The sequence below is a fragment of the Spirosoma pulveris genome (assembly GCF_054781875.1).
On the sequence record NZ_BAAGTO010000006.1, the window covers coordinates 117,656 to 132,192 of the forward strand.

Here is a 14,537-nt window from a genome sequence, read left to right on the forward strand (position 1 = left end):
ATCAGGGTTACTTCTATAACAGCAAAGTACTCCAATTTTGTCTAATAAAATCATTAAAAATTCTTAATATCTTGCCTGACAGACAGTTCACCCGCCAATTTTCGGGCTTTCCCAATGCAGTCAGACAGAGACACGCCCCCATACCAGTTGGCACAAACAAACAGTTGGTCAGCTTCAGCGGCCCTAATCGGTTCTTTGGCCGAGGCAATTGTCGCGTCATACTGCGGGATGGCCCGCTCCCACCGGAAGAGGGACTGGTAAATAGGTTTAGCAACTGTGATGCCAAAACCATCGACCAGTTCTTTATGTACGTTTTCAGCCAGTACGCTATCCGGCTGTTGGGTGTTGCGCGCGCCGGTTTGGCCGCCTACGAACGTGGTAAAAAGAACTTCATCGTCCGGGCAACGACCGGTAAAGATCGAACTGCTCCAGATGTGTCCGGCGGCAAAACGCCCTTCAATGGCTGGATTCAATCCCCCAAAGCCATTGAGTGGATGCCGGACATCGGCGCGTTTGTAAGCCGAATGAACGGCCGTCATGGGTGGGTACGTGATGGCTTGAAGCGTACGGGCCAGGTCGGGGTAGCGCTGGTCCAGCAACCGGGCAGCCGCATCGGTTCCAACCGCGAGTACCAGTTTGTCGACCACTGTACTGCCGGTTTTTGTTTCAACCTGCCAGCCATCTGCGGTTAGGCTGATCCGGCTGACGGCCTCGTTTAACGAAAGGCCGGTTAGTTTGGCGGCCAGCGCGTCAGGCAGCATCTGCATCCCTTCCCGGAAACTGAACGACTGCCTACGGCCAACAGCTGACCCACCGGCCGACTGGCTCTTGATCAGGCCACGCAGCACCGAGCCATATTCTTTTTCGTACTGAAGCAGGCTGGGAAACGTTTCGGAAACCAGCAGTTGTTCGGGATCTCCGGCGTAGATGCCCGCCACAAAGGGTCCAAGGGCATAATCGACGATCTCGCTGGAAAAACGGCGTCTGAAAAACTGACCCAGCGTTTCGCCGGGGGGCGACACCGTTTTGTTGTTCCGTTCGCGGAGGATGGCCAGCTTGGTTTTCCAGCTAAAAAAACTACCGAACAGCAGCGACGGAGGCCCCAACGGTAGCTGCCGATATTTTCCGTCGCGAAAGATAAACCGGGCTTTGCTCACGGGCTGGCTGAACGTCAGGTCAGGCGTCAGGCCCAGTTCATCGAGCCAGTCCAGTAAAGTAGCATCGCCAAGGAGGGAGTTTGGGCCAAGTTCACGCAGGTAACTACGTCCGGCCGGGCCGTCGGGCCAGTCCCGCTGCGAGCGGATGTAGCCCCCGGCCCGATCGGATGCTTCCCATAGATGATAGGCCGTACCCCGCCGTTGTAGTTCATAGGCTAGCGTGAGCCCCGAAATACCGGCCCCTATAATACCAACTGTCATGAAGTTTTTGGGGTATTCGCGTCCACTTTTTTCTTCAACCGTTCCGTAACCCGTTGGTAAATGGATTCCATGTCGGCGGGATGCGACGAATAAAAGATATAGCTTTTTCGATACGTGGCGGTGTCGACGCCGTTCTTCTTGAAAATAGCGCTCTCCAAGTGTTTATAGACAATATTCGATGAGTCGATGGAGCGCAGATTGATCCGGCTGATTTTAGCTTCGGCCAGATGTACCTCGGTCAGAATACTAGCCATTTGCTCCTCCGTGAGTAAGTTTTCCGGGGGCTCGTTTTCGGGAGCTGTGCAGGCTACGATCAGCCAGCCGCTTAGCAGCATACTCCACAGATGCCGTTGATATTGGTTTCGAAGCATACGCTTAAATGGGTAGCTTTGTAAGGCAATCCCTCGTAGCAAAGTTCGGGATTGGCTGTTAAAAAAATATAACGCCCGTTTATATGGACGAGTTCTTGGCCCGGCTCCGTAATTTCGATATTCGCATTCGCAAGGCGGTGAACTCGCAGATGCGCGGCAGCTTTCGGTCCATTTTTAAAGGAACGGGTCTGGAGTTCAGTGATTTGCGTACCTATCAGTATGGCGATGATGTACGGGCGATCGACTGGAACGTGTCGTCGAAAGGACACGGAACGTTTGTGAAAGTTTTTCGGGAAGAGAAAGACCAAACCGTTTTCTTCGTTGTCGATGTGAGTGCCTCGCAGGAGGTTGGCCCCCGGCAGCGTAATAAACTGGACACCACAAAAGAGGTATGCGGGGTGCTCGCGCTGTCGGCCATTCGCGAAGCCAGCCACGTAGGCATGTATTGTTTTTCGGATCAGAAAGAGAAATACATCAAGCCGGGCAATGGACTGAAAACCGGGTATCAGCTCATTATGAGCCTGTTTAAGCTGCAGCCCGAATCGACCCGAACCAGTATTGCCGATGCCCTGCTGTTTACGCTCAACGCCCTCAAACGCCGGAGTGTTGTCATTCTGTTGTCTGACTTTATTGACCTCAATTATGAGCACAACCTTAAAGCGCTGGCCAAAAAGCACGATTTAGTGGTCATTCACCTGTACGACCAGCGCGAGGTGAAGCTACCGAGACTGGGCATTATTCCGGTTCTTGATACCGAAACCGGGCGGACGGTCTGGGTCAACACGTCGTCTGTTTCGTTTCGAAGCGGGTTGTATAATACGTTTAAACAGAATCAGGAACGGTTGGAGCGGCTTTGCAAACAATACAATGCCAATTACCTCGCGCTCGATTCGCAGGAGGATTTTGTGCCGAAACTTGTCGAATTGTTCAGGGTCAGAAAATACTAATGAAGCAAGTTATCCGGCTCTTTCTTGTTGGTTTCTGTTTGTTCTCCGGCTCGGGCCGGGGGCAGATGCCGCCCCGTCAGTTTCCGCCAAAGGGGTACTTCTTAACCGACAGTATCGAAATTGGCCGTCCGTTCCGCTATTCGCTGACCTATCATCATGCGCCAACCGTCGATGTGCTGTTTCCGGATACGGCCCTTGCCTTTACGCCTTATCGGGTGCAGAAAGTGGCTGTTTTTGCGACACAAACAACCGGCAATGGACCAAAAGCACTGAGCCGGGATAGTGCCGTTTACACTCTGGTATCCTTCGAAACAGATTCGGTGCAGCTACTGAGGGTGCCGGTGCGGACTATCAATGCCGTTGACTGCACGGCGCAGTGGACGCTGACCGATACGGTTTTCCTCCGGTCGAAGCTAACCCGGTCGTTATCGGATTCGCTTGCCCCGCGTTCGCTTACACTGGCTACCGAAACGACACTGGCTCCCCTGCAGCAGCAGTTCAATTACGGGGCATTGCTCATCGGTTTTTTAGGCGTTAGCCTGGTTGTTGGCGCCTTGTACCTGTTGTTTGGCAGTCTGGCCCGCCAACAGTGGCGATTATATATCCTGAATCGGCGGCATGCGCGGTTTTTACGAGAGTATACACGGTTAAACGAGCGGATCAGTCCGCTAACGGCGGCCGAAATAGCCAACCAGGCCGTGGTGATGTGGAAAATGTATCTGGAGCAACTGGACCCTCAACCGTACAGCTCCCTAACCACGTCCGAACTCGCCGACCGGTTTCACGACGAACGCGTGACGAACGCGCTCCGGGATGCCGATCAGATGATTTACGGCGGCACTTTTACGGCGCAGTCGCAATCGGCACTGCTGGTGTTAAGAGATGTGGCCACGGAGATGTACATTCGTAGCCGGGCTACCTTACGTCCCGACAGCCCGCAGAACGAGGTAAACACTAATTCGGCTACGTCTTCTGAATCAGCTTCTTCCTGACCATATGAAACCCTGGTACTCACTTCATTGGTTTAGCCCATCGCAATGGCAGCAGTTTCAACTGGCGCACCCGCTGGCGCTTTGGCTGATTCCGGTTGTATTGTTATTGATCGCCATCCGTTATTCCCTATCCAGAAAGTCGCGGCAACAACTGAAAATGTCGATTGGGCAGATGTCCGCCGATGCGGGGGGCAGGCAAACGGCTCAGTCGTTGCTCAGCCTGGGGCGCTACCTGTTGCCATTGACTATGTTTCTGGGAATGACCTGCCTGCTCATTGCGCTGGCTCGCCCGCAGATTATCCGGGAGCTACGCGAAGAGCAGTCCGAAGGGATCGATATTATGCTGGCGATGGACGTATCGGTTTCGATGAGCGAGTCGGATATTCCGCCGACCCGGTTGGCTGCCGCCCGACGAGTGGCCCAGGCCTTTGTCAATGGCCGTAAGAACGACCGGATTGGCCTGGTTATTTTTGCCGGAGAAGCGTTTTCCCTTTGCCCGCTCACAACGGATTATAATCTGGTGAACCAATACCTGAGCGACCTGAACGATCACATGATCCGAACATCGGGCACGGCCATTGGCGATGCGCTGGCCCGCTGCATAAACCGCATGCGCGACCGTTCCGCAACCTCCGCAGATACGACCCAGCCGGAAGCGGAACCGTGGAAGCTCGCGCGCAGCAAAGTGATTATTCTATTGAGCGATGGCGATAATACAGCGGGTAATCTGGACCCGATTACGGCCGCAAGTCTGGCAAAGGCATTCAATATCAAAGTATATACCATTGCCGTTGGGCGGCCGGTGGTATCCGCATCGGAAGCGGCTACCGTGGATGAGGGCGTGCTGAAGAAGATCGCTACGATTGGTAAGGGAAGTTTTTTCCGGGCCGTAGACAGCGGCCGGCTCAAGACCGTTTTTGCGCAGATCAGTCAGCTTGAAAAAGCGCCGGTCCGCGTACGGGTGTATGAGGATATTCAGGATTACTACCGGATTTATATGTATTGGGGTATCACCTTCCTGTTGAGTACACTGCTGTTGAAAAACACAATTTTTGGTAACGTACTGGAAGATTAATGGGTTGTGGTAACTCATTGATCAGCCACCAGCGACTTGCATACCTATGCTGAAATCGTATTATAATGCTGATGTTCTCGAAGCCGGACTGGACGAAGTTGGGCGCGGATGTCTGGCCGGACCGGTGGTAGCGGCTGCGGTTATTTTACCGAAAAACTATACCCATCCAATCCTGAACGACTCCAAACAGTTGTCGTACCGGCAGCGGGAAGTATTAAAAAAAGATATTGAGCGCGATGCCATAGCCTGGGCCGTAGCCGAGGTATCGCACGAGGATATTGACCGGATCAATATTCTGAAGGCGAGTTTTCTGGCGATGCACCGGGCCATCGATGCGCTGACCGTCAAGCCGGAGCATTTGCTGGTCGATGGCAATCGGTTTGTGCCGTACCCAATGACGCCACACACCTGCATCATCAAAGGCGATGCCCATTATCTGTCTATTGCAGCCGCGTCGGTGCTGGCCAAAACGTACCGCGATGACCTGATGACGCAACTAGGGCTGGAGTTTCCGGCCTATGGATGGGCGCAGAATGTAGGCTATCCCACGCCCATTCACCGGGCCGCCATCCGGCAGTTTGGCCCAACCAAATACCACCGAATGAGCTTTCGGCTGCTTTAGGCGCAATCTGGCGCGAATAAATACCCGCGCCAGATTGCGCCCATTTATACCAATGCCTTTAGTTGTGCCCGTTCCCGCAGGGCTGTCGTTGGGCGGAAGCGTTCGCCGTACTGGTCGGCCAGGCGATCCAGCGTTTGGACGAACGTTTCGACGCCCACGAAATCTACGAACGAGACGGCTCCACCCGTGTAGGCCGGGAAACCCCAGGCCAGAATAGAACCGAGGTCGGCATCCAGCTTTGTTCGAACCACGTTTTCCTCAAAGCAGCGCACCGCTTCAATGGCCTGCCGGTAAAGCAAACGCGTTTTTACCTCAGCGAGCGTAGGCTGCTGGTCGGCTTTGGGGAATAGGTCCTGTAAACCCGGCCATAATTTTTTGCTTCGGTCATCGGCGTACTCGTAAAAACCGGCTTTGGCTTTCTTACCAAATCGGCCCAGCTCAACGAACTGCTTCGCCACTGCGTAACTGGTATCGTCTTCGCGAACAGCACCGTCTTTAATGCCCTGCCCGGCAATTTTATAAACCAGATCAAGGGCCACTTCATCCGTTACAGCGAGTGGGCCAACGGGCATCCCGGCATCTTTTCCGGCGTTTTCGATCAGGATGGGGTTGACGCCCTCTTTCAGCAACTCCATCCCCTCCGACGAATACGTGCTGAAACAGCGGGAGGTGTAGAACCCACGCGAATCATTGACGACAATGGGCGTTTTGCGAATCTTTCGCGTAAAGTCGATGGCAACAGCCAGTGCATAATCCGACGTTTGTTTGCCCACGATAATCTCCACGAGCATCATCTTGTCGACGGGCGAGAAGAAGTGAATGCCAATGAAGTTTTCGGGTTTTGCTGATGCCTGCGCCAGTCCGCTGATGGGCAGGGTAGAGGTGTTGGAGCCGAACACACGGAGGCCTTCCGGTGCCAGCATGGGTTCGGCTTCTCGGGTTACCTGCGCTTTTAGCTCCCGGTTTTCAAAAACGGCTTCGATGATCAGGTCGCAGCCCTGCAAATCCAGTACATCGGCTGTGGGTTTGATCAGGTTCAGGATGCCGTCTGCTTTGGCTGGATCAATTTTGCCGCGTTCAACGCCTTTCTGAAGCAGGTTGCGGGTGTAGTCTTTCCCTTTTTCGGCGGCCTCGACCGATGTGTCTTTCAGAACAACCTCAATACCGGCCTGCGCCGATACGTAAGCGATACCCGCGCCCATCATGCCCGCGCCCAGAATGCCAAGCTTTTTGACATCGGTCTTGCCCTGGTCCTTCGGGCGGCTGGCGCCTTTGTTGGCCTCGTTCATGCCCAGAAACATGGTCTGGATGAGGTTCTTTGCCACGTTCGAGGTCGCCACTTTCACGAAGTGTCGTGCCTCGATTATCAGTGCCCGGTCGATGTTGACCTGCAAGCCTTCGTAGACACAGGCCATAATCTCGAGCGGGGCAGGGTAGTTGCCTTTGGTTTTATCCATGACCATAGCCGTTCCTGCGGCAAACGTTTGCGCCCCCACCGGACTCTGTACGTTACCGCCCGGTACCTTGAAATTGTCTTTGCCGACAATCTTCCCGGTTTTCCGGTCTATCTCGTCCCAGGGTTTGAGGGGCTTTGACCCGGCAGACGTTCCGTTGGCCTCAATCCAGGCGCGGGCTTTGACCATCATCTCATCGGGACTCTCCGCGATGTCGTCGATCATGCCGAGGTTCTTTGCCTCCTGAACGCCCACTTTTTTGCCTTCCAGAATAAGCGGTAATGCGGCCTGAATACCAATCATACGGGGCAGTCGCTGGGTTCCCCCGGCTCCCGGCAGCAAGCCAATGGTTACTTCGACCAGGCCAATCTGGGTCTTTGGATTATTGAGAGCGATGCGATGATGACAGGCCAGACAGATTTCGTAGCCGCCCCCCAGCGCGGTGCCGTTGATGGCCGCCACCGTCGGTTTTCCCGAGGTTTCGATACTCCGGAATACCCGGTTCAATTCCGATGAGACCTTCAGCATCTCGGCGGGGGGCTTATCATTCGCGCGAAGGATCATTTTCAGGTCGGCACCCGCTACGAATTCAGGCTTGGCGGAGGTAATAATCAGGCCCTTAACCGACTCATCGGCAAAGGCACGTTGCAGAGCCGCGTCAAATGCCGGAATCGACTCGTCGTTGAGGACGTTCATGGGAGAGGTGGTCATCGCCCACGAAATAATGGCTATATTCTGGTCAACGGTGTAGGTGATCATGCAAGAAGAGTTTGTTGTATTTTTACCAAAAACAAAGATGACATGGGCGCTATCAGACTGATTCAAAAGTCGAAGAACGGCCAGATTACCTTCAACGTGCCGGACGAAATGCGCGATAAGCCCATTATTATTGAGTTTAGACCGGCTAAAGAAGAGTCACAACCTACCGAAGAGTCTCAGACAAAGGAAACAACATTAGCAGAGGCTGCCCAGGCATTCTTTGCGAAACTTAACCGGGTTAAGACTGACTTCACGGAAGGCGATTATAATGTTTATGAGCAGTAGGATCTTCCTGGACAGTTCTATTCCGGTTGAAAGCACTAAAGGAACACAGACAGACTTATTCGATTATCTAATTTTAAACGATAAGTATGAGACATGTATCAATCAGATTGTTCTAAGCGAGTACATATTCTACCTACTTATCGTTGAAGGTGGCAAGGCGCCACTGACGTTGAAACGGGACAAAACAATTCCTGCTATCATTGGGCAGCACAACCCGGCCGATTTTTTAAGCTACATGACCTTTCTTGAGCCCGGTTCGGCCGTCATTCCCCTTTACCTCAGTTATACGGAACAGTACAATCCACTTCCTAACGACTTCCTTGTTCTCGCTACCTGTAAACTCAACGGAATTGAGAGAATCGCCAGTTACGATGCTGACTTTTCGCCCGCTTGTTTAGGCGAAGGCATTCAGCTTTTTCGCTCGGTTGATGATATAGCTCCTTAATTGACCCGTTCAAAAATGGTGGCTATGCCCATGCCGCCCCCGATGCAAAGCGTCGACAGGCCAAATTGCTTCCCCGAACGCTCCAGCTCATCGATCAACGTTGCCGAGATGATGGCACCCGTAGCGCCCAGCGGATGACCCAGCGCAATAGCTCCCCCATTTACGTTCAGCTTACTGTGATTTACGCCAAACTCTTCCATGAAGAGCAGGGGCACGGCGGCAAAGGCTTCGTTTACCTCGAAGAGATCAATATCGCTGATGGTCATGCCCGCCCGTTTGAGGACTTTGCGCGTGGCTGGAACTGGCCCCGTGAGCATGATCGTGGGTTCAGAACCGACAATGGCAAACGCTTTGATTCGGGCGCGGGGTTTGAGCCCCGACTGCTCGCCGAACGCCCGGCTGCCAACCAGCACCCCGGCGGCTCCGTCGACAATCTGTGAAGAGTTGCCCGCATGGTGAACGTGGTTGATTTTATCGTATTGGGCGTATTTAAGGAGCGCCAGGGCATCTAAACCCATCTGCCCCATCGCTTCAAAAGCGGGTTTGAGTTTCCCCAGACTCTCAACAGTGGTGCCGGGACGGACACCTTCGTCGCGGTCGAGCAGCGTCATACCGATCTCGTCTTTGAGGGGGACGAGTGTTTTGTGGAACCGATTGTCGGCTTGCGCATCCACGGCCCGGCGGTACGATTCTGCCGCGAACGTATCCACATCCGACCGGGAATAGCCGTATTTGGTCGCGATCAGATCCGCCGAAATACCTTGTGGAACGATGTTATGACGGGCCACAATCTGTGGATTCATGAAAATAGCACCCCCATCGGAACCCATCGGCACCCGCGACATAGATTCGACCCCACCGGCTACTATGGCATCGACCTGCCCCGACATCACGTAGGCAGCCGCCATGTTGATGGCCTCAAGCCCCGACGAGCAGAACCGGTTAAGTTGCACCCCCGCCACCGATTCGTCGTAACCGGCTTCGAGTGCGGCTGTGCGGGCAATGTCGGCCCCCTGTTCGCCAATGGGCGTTACGCAACCCATAATCACATCGTCCACAAGAGAAGTGTCGAGCTGGTTACGGTCGCGGAGTTCGCGCAGGACACTGGTGAGGAGTTGAATGGGCTGCACATCATGCAGCGAGCCGTCGCTTTTACCCCGGCCCCGAGGGGTGCGAACGGCATCATAAATGAAGGCTTCAGCCATAATTCTGTCGAAAAATTAGTATGCGTGCATACGGTTTTCAATCAAGCAAAAGTACGGGAAAAGCTGAATGTCACAAGGTGAATAGGGCTAAATTGATAATTTCATTGGCAGAAAGAAGAAATTCCTGGCTTCTGTTGACGGAAAGCTTACCGCTGTGGTCGCTCCCGTAAGAAATAGATCATCAGGCCTCCAACCACCACCAGCAAAACCAGCAGCGTCAGGCACATATACGAGTACTGAGTCGGACTTAGATACATACCTTTTCCCGCTTAAAAGCTTTGTTCGACCTGCGCATGCAACTGATTGTAGAGCAAACGCGCCCGCGAGCGGGCGCGTTTGATGCGCATCTTGACGGCACTCAGCGTCAACTTCTGCTTACGGGCAATACTTTTGAGCGTCACGCTGTCGCCATACTTGATGGCCAGTAACTCCCGCTCGGACGCCGAGAGTTGGCGCATCACCCGCTGCATGAGCTGAAAGGCGGTTTCATCGGCCTCGCTGGGCCAGATACTGGGCTGGGCCATCTCATCGGCATAGCGTTGGTAGAGGGTCAATCGCTGCTGACGCTCCCGCAACTGATCGATGCAGTAGTTGGTAGCGACTCGGTTGAGCCAGGTGGTGAACTGGGCGTTGCCGCTGAAGGAGCCGATTTTGTGGGTGAGTCGGATAAAGATGTCCTGGGTGAAGTCGTCGGCCTCGTGGGGGTCGTGACAAAAGCAGAGGCAGAGTTGATAGACCCGGAGTCGATGGCGGTTATAAAGCTGGGCGAAGTATCGTTTGTTGTGGGTGGTCAGGTAGAGGGCAATCAGGGCCTGATCGGAGAGGGGGGCCATAGTGTGATGTGTGGGTAAGTGTGAAGAATACGTATCAGGAAACGGTGGTTAGTAGAAACGAGTTGTCGTCTAAAAGCCAGCCTCAAGCTGGGCGATTGCGTGCTGGACGGCGTGGAGCCGTCGTCGGGCAATCTTGAGTTGTGCCTGGTCGGTCATGGTGATGAAGCTGGTCAGGCTGGCCTTGGGGGCGGGCTGGAAGGTGGCCAGATAGGCGGGGTTGATGAGGGTTGTTTTATGGACTCGAATAAAGTGGGGCCACTTGGTGGCAAACCATTTGAGGGTGCCACAGGCCAGAATAACCTCGTTGGTAGTTAAATGGACAAAGCAGTAGTTGACACGCCCCGTCAGGTAAAGGATCTGCTGGGGATCATACTGATAATGGGCGCGTTTGGTGGTCAGTCGTTTCATGGGTTGCGAATAGGGAAGTGGTTTGAGCAAAGCAGGTCAGGGCGCAGGCTAACTTGCCGGATGCGCCCTGACCCTGTTTATTCACAACGTTGACAACTCACTGAAAGGCGGATGGACTTAGCCAAAGGAGCCAAAGCCATCGGTGGCTGAGCCAGTCTTGAGGGTGAGTTTTTTAACGTTACCCAGCGTTTTGAGTTTGGGTGATTTATAAGCCCGCTTGGGCTTGGGCGTCGCGGTGGACGGTTGTTTCCTGGTGTTCATAGACGGGAAAAATGAAAGGATAAAACGAACTCGACTATTGGACTACCAACCGGTGCTGGCGAATCTGGCCGCGCTCCTGGACGGTGAGCAGGTAGATACCGGCGGGCAAGGGGCCACTGGTTTTTAGCAGCAGATTCCCCGACTGAACACCCGTTTTCTGCAACGGCAGGGCACGACCCTGGGGGCTGTAGAAGCCTAGTACGGCCGTTTGGGGTTCATCCAGCCGCAGCACAAAGCCGCCCTCACTGGCCACCGGGTTGGGGAAGACCCCATAAGCCTCATCGCGAATCACCACCGAAACGGCGGGGAAGACGGTAGCCTTGCCCGAGAGGTCGGTTTGGGTGAGCCGGTAGTAGGAGGTGCCCAGAAAAGGGGTCGAATCGGTGAGGCCGTACTTAGTGAGGCCGGTGCTGTTGGGGGCCACTTCGGTCAGTTCACCGACGGTCTCGAAGGTGATCAGGTCTTTGGAGCGCTCGATGCGGTACCCTTTGTTGTTGGTTTCCCAGGCGGTGGTCCAGGCCAGGGCAACACGTTTGTCGGGCTGAGCCTGAGCGGTGAAGCTCACCAGGGCCACGGGCAGGGGGCCGGTGACGGTGATGGTGGTGCTGGCATTGTCGTTGCCGCTGATGTTGGTGCCCACGGCGGGGCTGGAGGAGGCATTGATGCTGATGGGGGCATCGGTGCCGGGGGCTACGCCAATGACGTTGAGGGTGAGGGTGTAGTTGGCGTTGCCGGGCACGGCCCCCAGGTTGCTGACCAGGGTGACGATGGTGCCGGTGATGGCGCTGTAGGTGCCCACGGTCACGGCGATGTTGCTAGCGGTAGGGCTGATGCTGTTACCGGTGACGCCGATGTTGGGGGGCAGGTTGATAGTCCAGGTGGCGTTGTTGGCCTGGGGGATGGGGGTAGAGGAGCCGTTGAGGATGTTGACCTTAACGGTACCGGCGGCATTGGTGGCCAGGGGCGAGGAGACGATGAATCCGCCGACGCCGGGGTCCTGGGCCTGGGCCTGGTAGAGGCTACCCAGGGTGAGCAGGGTAATGAGTAAACGTTTACGAAACATAGAGGTATTAATTAAACGTGAAAAAAAATGGTAATTCCGTCGCTAGGGTGCTGGTCTGGCGACGGGATGGGTGATTTAGAGGGCGTTGATGACACGGGCGAAAATGTTATTGGCTGTGTTGACATCGTAGGTCTGGCCCGCATCGTCGTTGACATTGACGGTGATGTTGGCGCTGCCCTTGCTGGCTCCTGAGCGGGTGATGGTGAAGCCCAGGGTGGACTGGCCGCTGGCCCCGATGCTTTGTCCCGGTTTCATGGTCAGGGTGAGCTGGAGGTCTGAGGAGGTGGTCAGATTCCAGTTGGCGTTGTTGACCGTGGTGGTGGTTCCGCCGGTGACGGCGATACTGGTGGCGGCACTGTTGAAGGCGATAGCATAGCCCAGGGGAATGGTGATGGTGATCACGGTGGCTCCGGTGGCGGTGGGTTGCCCGCCGGTTTCGACCAGACTGATCGTGAAGTTTCGGATAGCTTCAGCCCCGGTGGCGGCAAAGTTAGCCTGGGGCAGAGTGAGCGAAGGGGTCAGGTCGACGGTGGGGGCGGCCTGGGTCACGCTCACGGCCGCGCTGGCCGTCGCCGAACATCCACCCGTTACACCCGTGACCGAGAACGTTGTGGCGCTGGTGATGTTGTTCACTACCAGTGGATTGGCCGTACTGCCGTTGCTCCAGGTGTAGGTGGCCCCGCCCGATGCGGTCAGCGTGACGCTGCCGCCCGAAGCAATGGTTTGCGAGGATGGACTGATGCTCACGGTAGGGCAAACAATCGTTAAACCCTGGCTGTCTTTGTAATGGCTGAAATCGGTATTCGTTACCTCCAGAATACGGCCACTCCCCACGGCTCCCCCGGCAAACGTCACGTAGATTTGTCCCGAACTCATCCCCGGCATCCAGCGCAGGGCATTGCCATTTTGCTGACTCGTTCCCTGCGACAGCAGCGAAGCCGTCAGGTCGTTGGTGTAACTGGCATCATCGAAAAGCAGCGGGGAATAAACCTCCCCAACTATACCCCCCGTCACATTCAGGGTCAGGCTCTGGCCCACTGTGTACGTGGGCGTGCTGGGCGAAAACGTTACCGATAAGGCAGGCTTGGGTAAAATCTGAATTGGTGGCGTATCGGCATACTCGGTGGCCGTTTGATTTGAAATATCGAACAGACGGCCACTGCCTTCAGAGCCAGCCCGTAAGCGAACCGCAAACCAGGCGGTTGTCTGGCCCGCCTGCCACGTAATGGTGTTGTTGGTCACACTACCTTCACTGTTAATGATCGGGTCTACCCCCAATGCATTGGTCGTGTTGGGGTCCCCTTCGTAGAGCAGGAGCGAATAGGCAGTGCCTGTAGTACCGCCCGTGATGGTGAGCGTAACACTTTGCCCGACGGTGTAGGTCGCCGATGCGGGCGTAATACTAATCGACAAAGAAGTCAGATTCGTAGTAATTGAATGATTGGCCTTCGCGGGGGCAGACTTATTGATGGCCTTTCCCGCGAGGGGGAGTAATGCCCACATCAGCAGGCAGCACCAGATTGACTGTTTCATAGAGTTATTGGGGATTGATTATGGACAAGATTGACCGGTTACGGTAAAGGTTTGACAAACGGGTGTCTGGGCAGCATTGCCTACGGCGCAGACGGTGTACTGCCCGGTTGTTTTGATGCCACTGAAGGAAAGTGTTCGATTGACGGCCCCACCCCGCACGGGATAGCTGGAGTTAAACTGAGGCCCGACTAGGGTGAAGCTCAGCCCCGATCCGGTGAAGTTCATGATAGCCGGGCAGTTGCCGGGCCCCAGTACCGGCGGCACGATAGAGCCAATGCTGAGGACAGGGCCACTTAGGGCGGTCACACTGACGGTAGCGGTAGCCGTGGCCGAGCAAGTACCCGTCGTGCCCGTTACCGAGAGGGCGGTTGTGCTGGTGACGTTGGACAACACCAGCGGGTTGGCCGTACTGCCGTTGCTCCAGGTGTACGAAGTTGCTCCCGATGCAGTGAGGGTAACACTGCTACCGCTGGTGATGGTTTGCGAAGAGGGGGCAATGCTGACCGATGGTCCTCCTGACGAGGTCATCACCTGGTTGGTACCATTAGAAGCCACGGCCACAAACTGCCCACTTCCGTAAGTCACCCCATTCCACTGGTTATTTTCCGATGCGGTGCGGGCCGTCCAGGTGATACCATCCGGCGAGGTCATCACCCGCTTGGTACCATCACCAGCCACCGCCACAAACTGCCCGTTACCGTAAGTTACCGAGTACCAGCTATTATTCTCAGCCGCGGTACGGGCCGTCCAGGTGATACCATCTGGCGAGGTCATCACCCGGTTGGTACCATCACCAGCCACCGCCACAAACAACCCGTTGCCATAGGTCACCGAGTACCAGCTATTATTCTCAGCCGCGGAACGGG

The 14,537-nt window shown here is 55.1% G+C and carries 15 protein-coding genes and 1 pseudogene; 6 read left to right on the plus strand and 10 right to left on the minus strand.

Annotation, left to right across the window (positions count from 1 at the left end; all coding sequences use genetic code 11):
* Positions 1–53: 53 nt before the first annotated feature.
* Together hemG and ACYVJM_RS20210 are read right to left on the minus strand one after the other, a co-directional pair.
* Positions 54–1,418: a protoporphyrinogen oxidase gene (hemG, locus tag ACYVJM_RS20205; protein ID WP_461150043.1), complete on the minus strand. Its 1,365-nt coding sequence runs from the start codon at positions 1,416–1,418 to the stop codon at positions 54–56.
* Positions 1,415–1,789 carry a DUF4296 domain-containing protein gene (locus ACYVJM_RS20210; RefSeq protein ID WP_461150044.1) on the minus strand — a complete coding sequence of 125 codons (375 nt, stop codon included), beginning with the start codon at positions 1,787–1,789 and terminating at the stop codon, positions 1,415–1,417. The genes hemG and ACYVJM_RS20210 overlap by 4 nt, the downstream gene beginning before the upstream one ends.
* Positions 1,790–1,872: 83 nt before the next feature.
* On the opposite strand from ACYVJM_RS20210, the gene ACYVJM_RS20215 reads away from it, so the two are divergent.
* The 4 genes from ACYVJM_RS20215 to ACYVJM_RS20230 are packed head-to-tail and all read left to right on the plus strand — an operon-like array spanning position 1,873 to position 5,425.
* Complete coding sequence (locus ACYVJM_RS20215) at positions 1,873–2,736, plus strand: DUF58 domain-containing protein (RefSeq protein WP_461150045.1); 864 nt, start codon at positions 1,873–1,875, stop codon at positions 2,734–2,736.
* Complete coding sequence (locus ACYVJM_RS20220) at positions 2,736–3,728, plus strand: hypothetical protein (protein ID WP_461150046.1); 993 nt, start codon at positions 2,736–2,738, stop codon at positions 3,726–3,728. The genes ACYVJM_RS20215 and ACYVJM_RS20220 overlap by 1 nt, the downstream gene beginning before the upstream one ends.
* A gap of 4 nt (positions 3,729–3,732) precedes the next feature.
* Positions 3,733–4,803 (plus strand): VWA domain-containing protein, encoded by a 1,071-nt coding sequence (locus ACYVJM_RS20225; protein ID WP_461150047.1) that lies wholly within the window; start codon positions 3,733–3,735, stop codon positions 4,801–4,803.
* A gap of 46 nt (positions 4,804–4,849) precedes the next feature.
* Positions 4,850–5,425 (plus strand): ribonuclease HII, encoded by a 576-nt coding sequence (locus ACYVJM_RS20230; RefSeq protein WP_461150048.1) that lies wholly within the window; start codon positions 4,850–4,852, stop codon positions 5,423–5,425.
* Between the two features lie 44 nt (positions 5,426–5,469).
* Here the strand turns inward: ACYVJM_RS20230 and ACYVJM_RS20235 are convergent, their stop codons facing one another.
* Entirely contained in the window at positions 5,470–7,638 is a 2,169-nt protein-coding gene (locus tag ACYVJM_RS20235; RefSeq protein ID WP_461150049.1) for a 3-hydroxyacyl-CoA dehydrogenase NAD-binding domain-containing protein, read from the minus strand.
* Positions 7,639–7,680: 42 nt separating this feature from the next.
* Between ACYVJM_RS20235 and ACYVJM_RS20240 the strand changes: the two genes are divergently transcribed.
* On the plus strand, positions 7,681–7,923 hold the full coding sequence (locus ACYVJM_RS20240) for a hypothetical protein (protein WP_461150050.1): 243 nt from the start codon (positions 7,681–7,683) through the stop codon (positions 7,921–7,923).
* Complete coding sequence (locus tag ACYVJM_RS20245) at positions 7,913–8,368, plus strand: PIN domain-containing protein (RefSeq protein WP_461150051.1); 456 nt, start codon at positions 7,913–7,915, stop codon at positions 8,366–8,368. Before ACYVJM_RS20240 ends, ACYVJM_RS20245 begins: the two co-directional genes overlap by 11 nt.
* Here ACYVJM_RS20245 and ACYVJM_RS20250 read toward each other — a convergent pair.
* The 7 genes and pseudogenes from ACYVJM_RS20250 to ACYVJM_RS20280 form a co-directional block, all read right to left on the minus strand.
* Positions 8,365–9,573 (minus strand): acetyl-CoA C-acetyltransferase, encoded by a 1,209-nt coding sequence (locus ACYVJM_RS20250; protein ID WP_461150052.1) that lies wholly within the window; start codon positions 9,571–9,573, stop codon positions 8,365–8,367. The genes ACYVJM_RS20245 and ACYVJM_RS20250 overlap by 4 nt on opposite strands.
* Positions 9,574–9,842: 269 nt before the next feature.
* Positions 9,843–10,406 carry an RNA polymerase sigma factor gene (locus ACYVJM_RS20255; protein ID WP_461150053.1) on the minus strand — a complete coding sequence of 188 codons (564 nt, stop codon included), beginning with the start codon at positions 10,404–10,406 and terminating at the stop codon, positions 9,843–9,845.
* 69 nt (positions 10,407–10,475) lie between these two features.
* Complete coding sequence (locus tag ACYVJM_RS20260; protein WP_461150054.1) at positions 10,476–10,814, minus strand: LytTR family DNA-binding domain-containing protein; 339 nt, start codon at positions 10,812–10,814, stop codon at positions 10,476–10,478.
* Positions 10,815–10,931: 117 nt separating this feature from the next.
* Positions 10,932–11,075: a hypothetical protein gene (locus ACYVJM_RS20265; RefSeq protein WP_461150055.1), complete on the minus strand. Its 144-nt coding sequence runs from the start codon at positions 11,073–11,075 to the stop codon at positions 10,932–10,934.
* 34 nt (positions 11,076–11,109) lie between these two features.
* Positions 11,110–12,138 carry a T9SS type A sorting domain-containing protein gene (locus ACYVJM_RS20270; protein ID WP_461150056.1) on the minus strand — a complete coding sequence of 343 codons (1,029 nt, stop codon included), beginning with the start codon at positions 12,136–12,138 and terminating at the stop codon, positions 11,110–11,112.
* Positions 12,139–12,213: 75 nt separating this feature from the next.
* A complete protein-coding gene (locus ACYVJM_RS20275) occupies positions 12,214–13,671 on the minus strand; it encodes a hypothetical protein (RefSeq protein ID WP_461150057.1) in 1,458 nt (485 codons plus the stop codon).
* Between the two features lie 18 nt (positions 13,672–13,689).
* Positions 13,690–14,537: pseudogene (locus ACYVJM_RS20280) on the minus strand (hypothetical protein); the annotation flags it as partial.

Bases quoted from the DNA above. Each gene is read 5' to 3' on its own strand.
- hemG (WP_461150043.1), bottom strand. From the start codon at position 1,418: ATGACAGTTGGTATTATAGGGGCCGGTATTTCGGGGCTCACGCTAGCC.
- ACYVJM_RS20210 (WP_461150044.1), bottom strand. From the start codon at position 1,789: ATGCTTCGAAACCAATATCAACGGCATCTGTGGAGTATGCTGCTAAGC.
- ACYVJM_RS20215 (WP_461150045.1), top strand. From the start codon at position 1,873: ATGGACGAGTTCTTGGCCCGGCTCCGTAATTTCGATATTCGCATTCGC.
- ACYVJM_RS20220 (WP_461150046.1), top strand. From the start codon at position 2,736: ATGAAGCAAGTTATCCGGCTCTTTCTTGTTGGTTTCTGTTTGTTCTCC.
- ACYVJM_RS20225 (WP_461150047.1), top strand. From the start codon at position 3,733: ATGAAACCCTGGTACTCACTTCATTGGTTTAGCCCATCGCAATGGCAG.
- ACYVJM_RS20230 (WP_461150048.1), top strand. From the start codon at position 4,850: ATGCTGAAATCGTATTATAATGCTGATGTTCTCGAAGCCGGACTGGAC.
- ACYVJM_RS20235 (WP_461150049.1), bottom strand. From the start codon at position 7,638: ATGATCACCTACACCGTTGACCAGAATATAGCCATTATTTCGTGGGCG.
- ACYVJM_RS20240 (WP_461150050.1), top strand. From the start codon at position 7,681: ATGGGCGCTATCAGACTGATTCAAAAGTCGAAGAACGGCCAGATTACC.
- ACYVJM_RS20245 (WP_461150051.1), top strand. From the start codon at position 7,913: ATGAGCAGTAGGATCTTCCTGGACAGTTCTATTCCGGTTGAAAGCACT.
- ACYVJM_RS20250 (WP_461150052.1), bottom strand. From the start codon at position 9,573: ATGGCTGAAGCCTTCATTTATGATGCCGTTCGCACCCCTCGGGGCCGG.
- ACYVJM_RS20255 (WP_461150053.1), bottom strand. From the start codon at position 10,406: ATGGCCCCCCTCTCCGATCAGGCCCTGATTGCCCTCTACCTGACCACC.
- ACYVJM_RS20260 (WP_461150054.1), bottom strand. From the start codon at position 10,814: ATGAAACGACTGACCACCAAACGCGCCCATTATCAGTATGATCCCCAG.
- ACYVJM_RS20265 (WP_461150055.1), bottom strand. From the start codon at position 11,075: ATGAACACCAGGAAACAACCGTCCACCGCGACGCCCAAGCCCAAGCGG.
- ACYVJM_RS20270 (WP_461150056.1), bottom strand. From the start codon at position 12,138: ATGTTTCGTAAACGTTTACTCATTACCCTGCTCACCCTGGGTAGCCTC.
- ACYVJM_RS20275 (WP_461150057.1), bottom strand. From the start codon at position 13,671: ATGAAACAGTCAATCTGGTGCTGCCTGCTGATGTGGGCATTACTCCCC.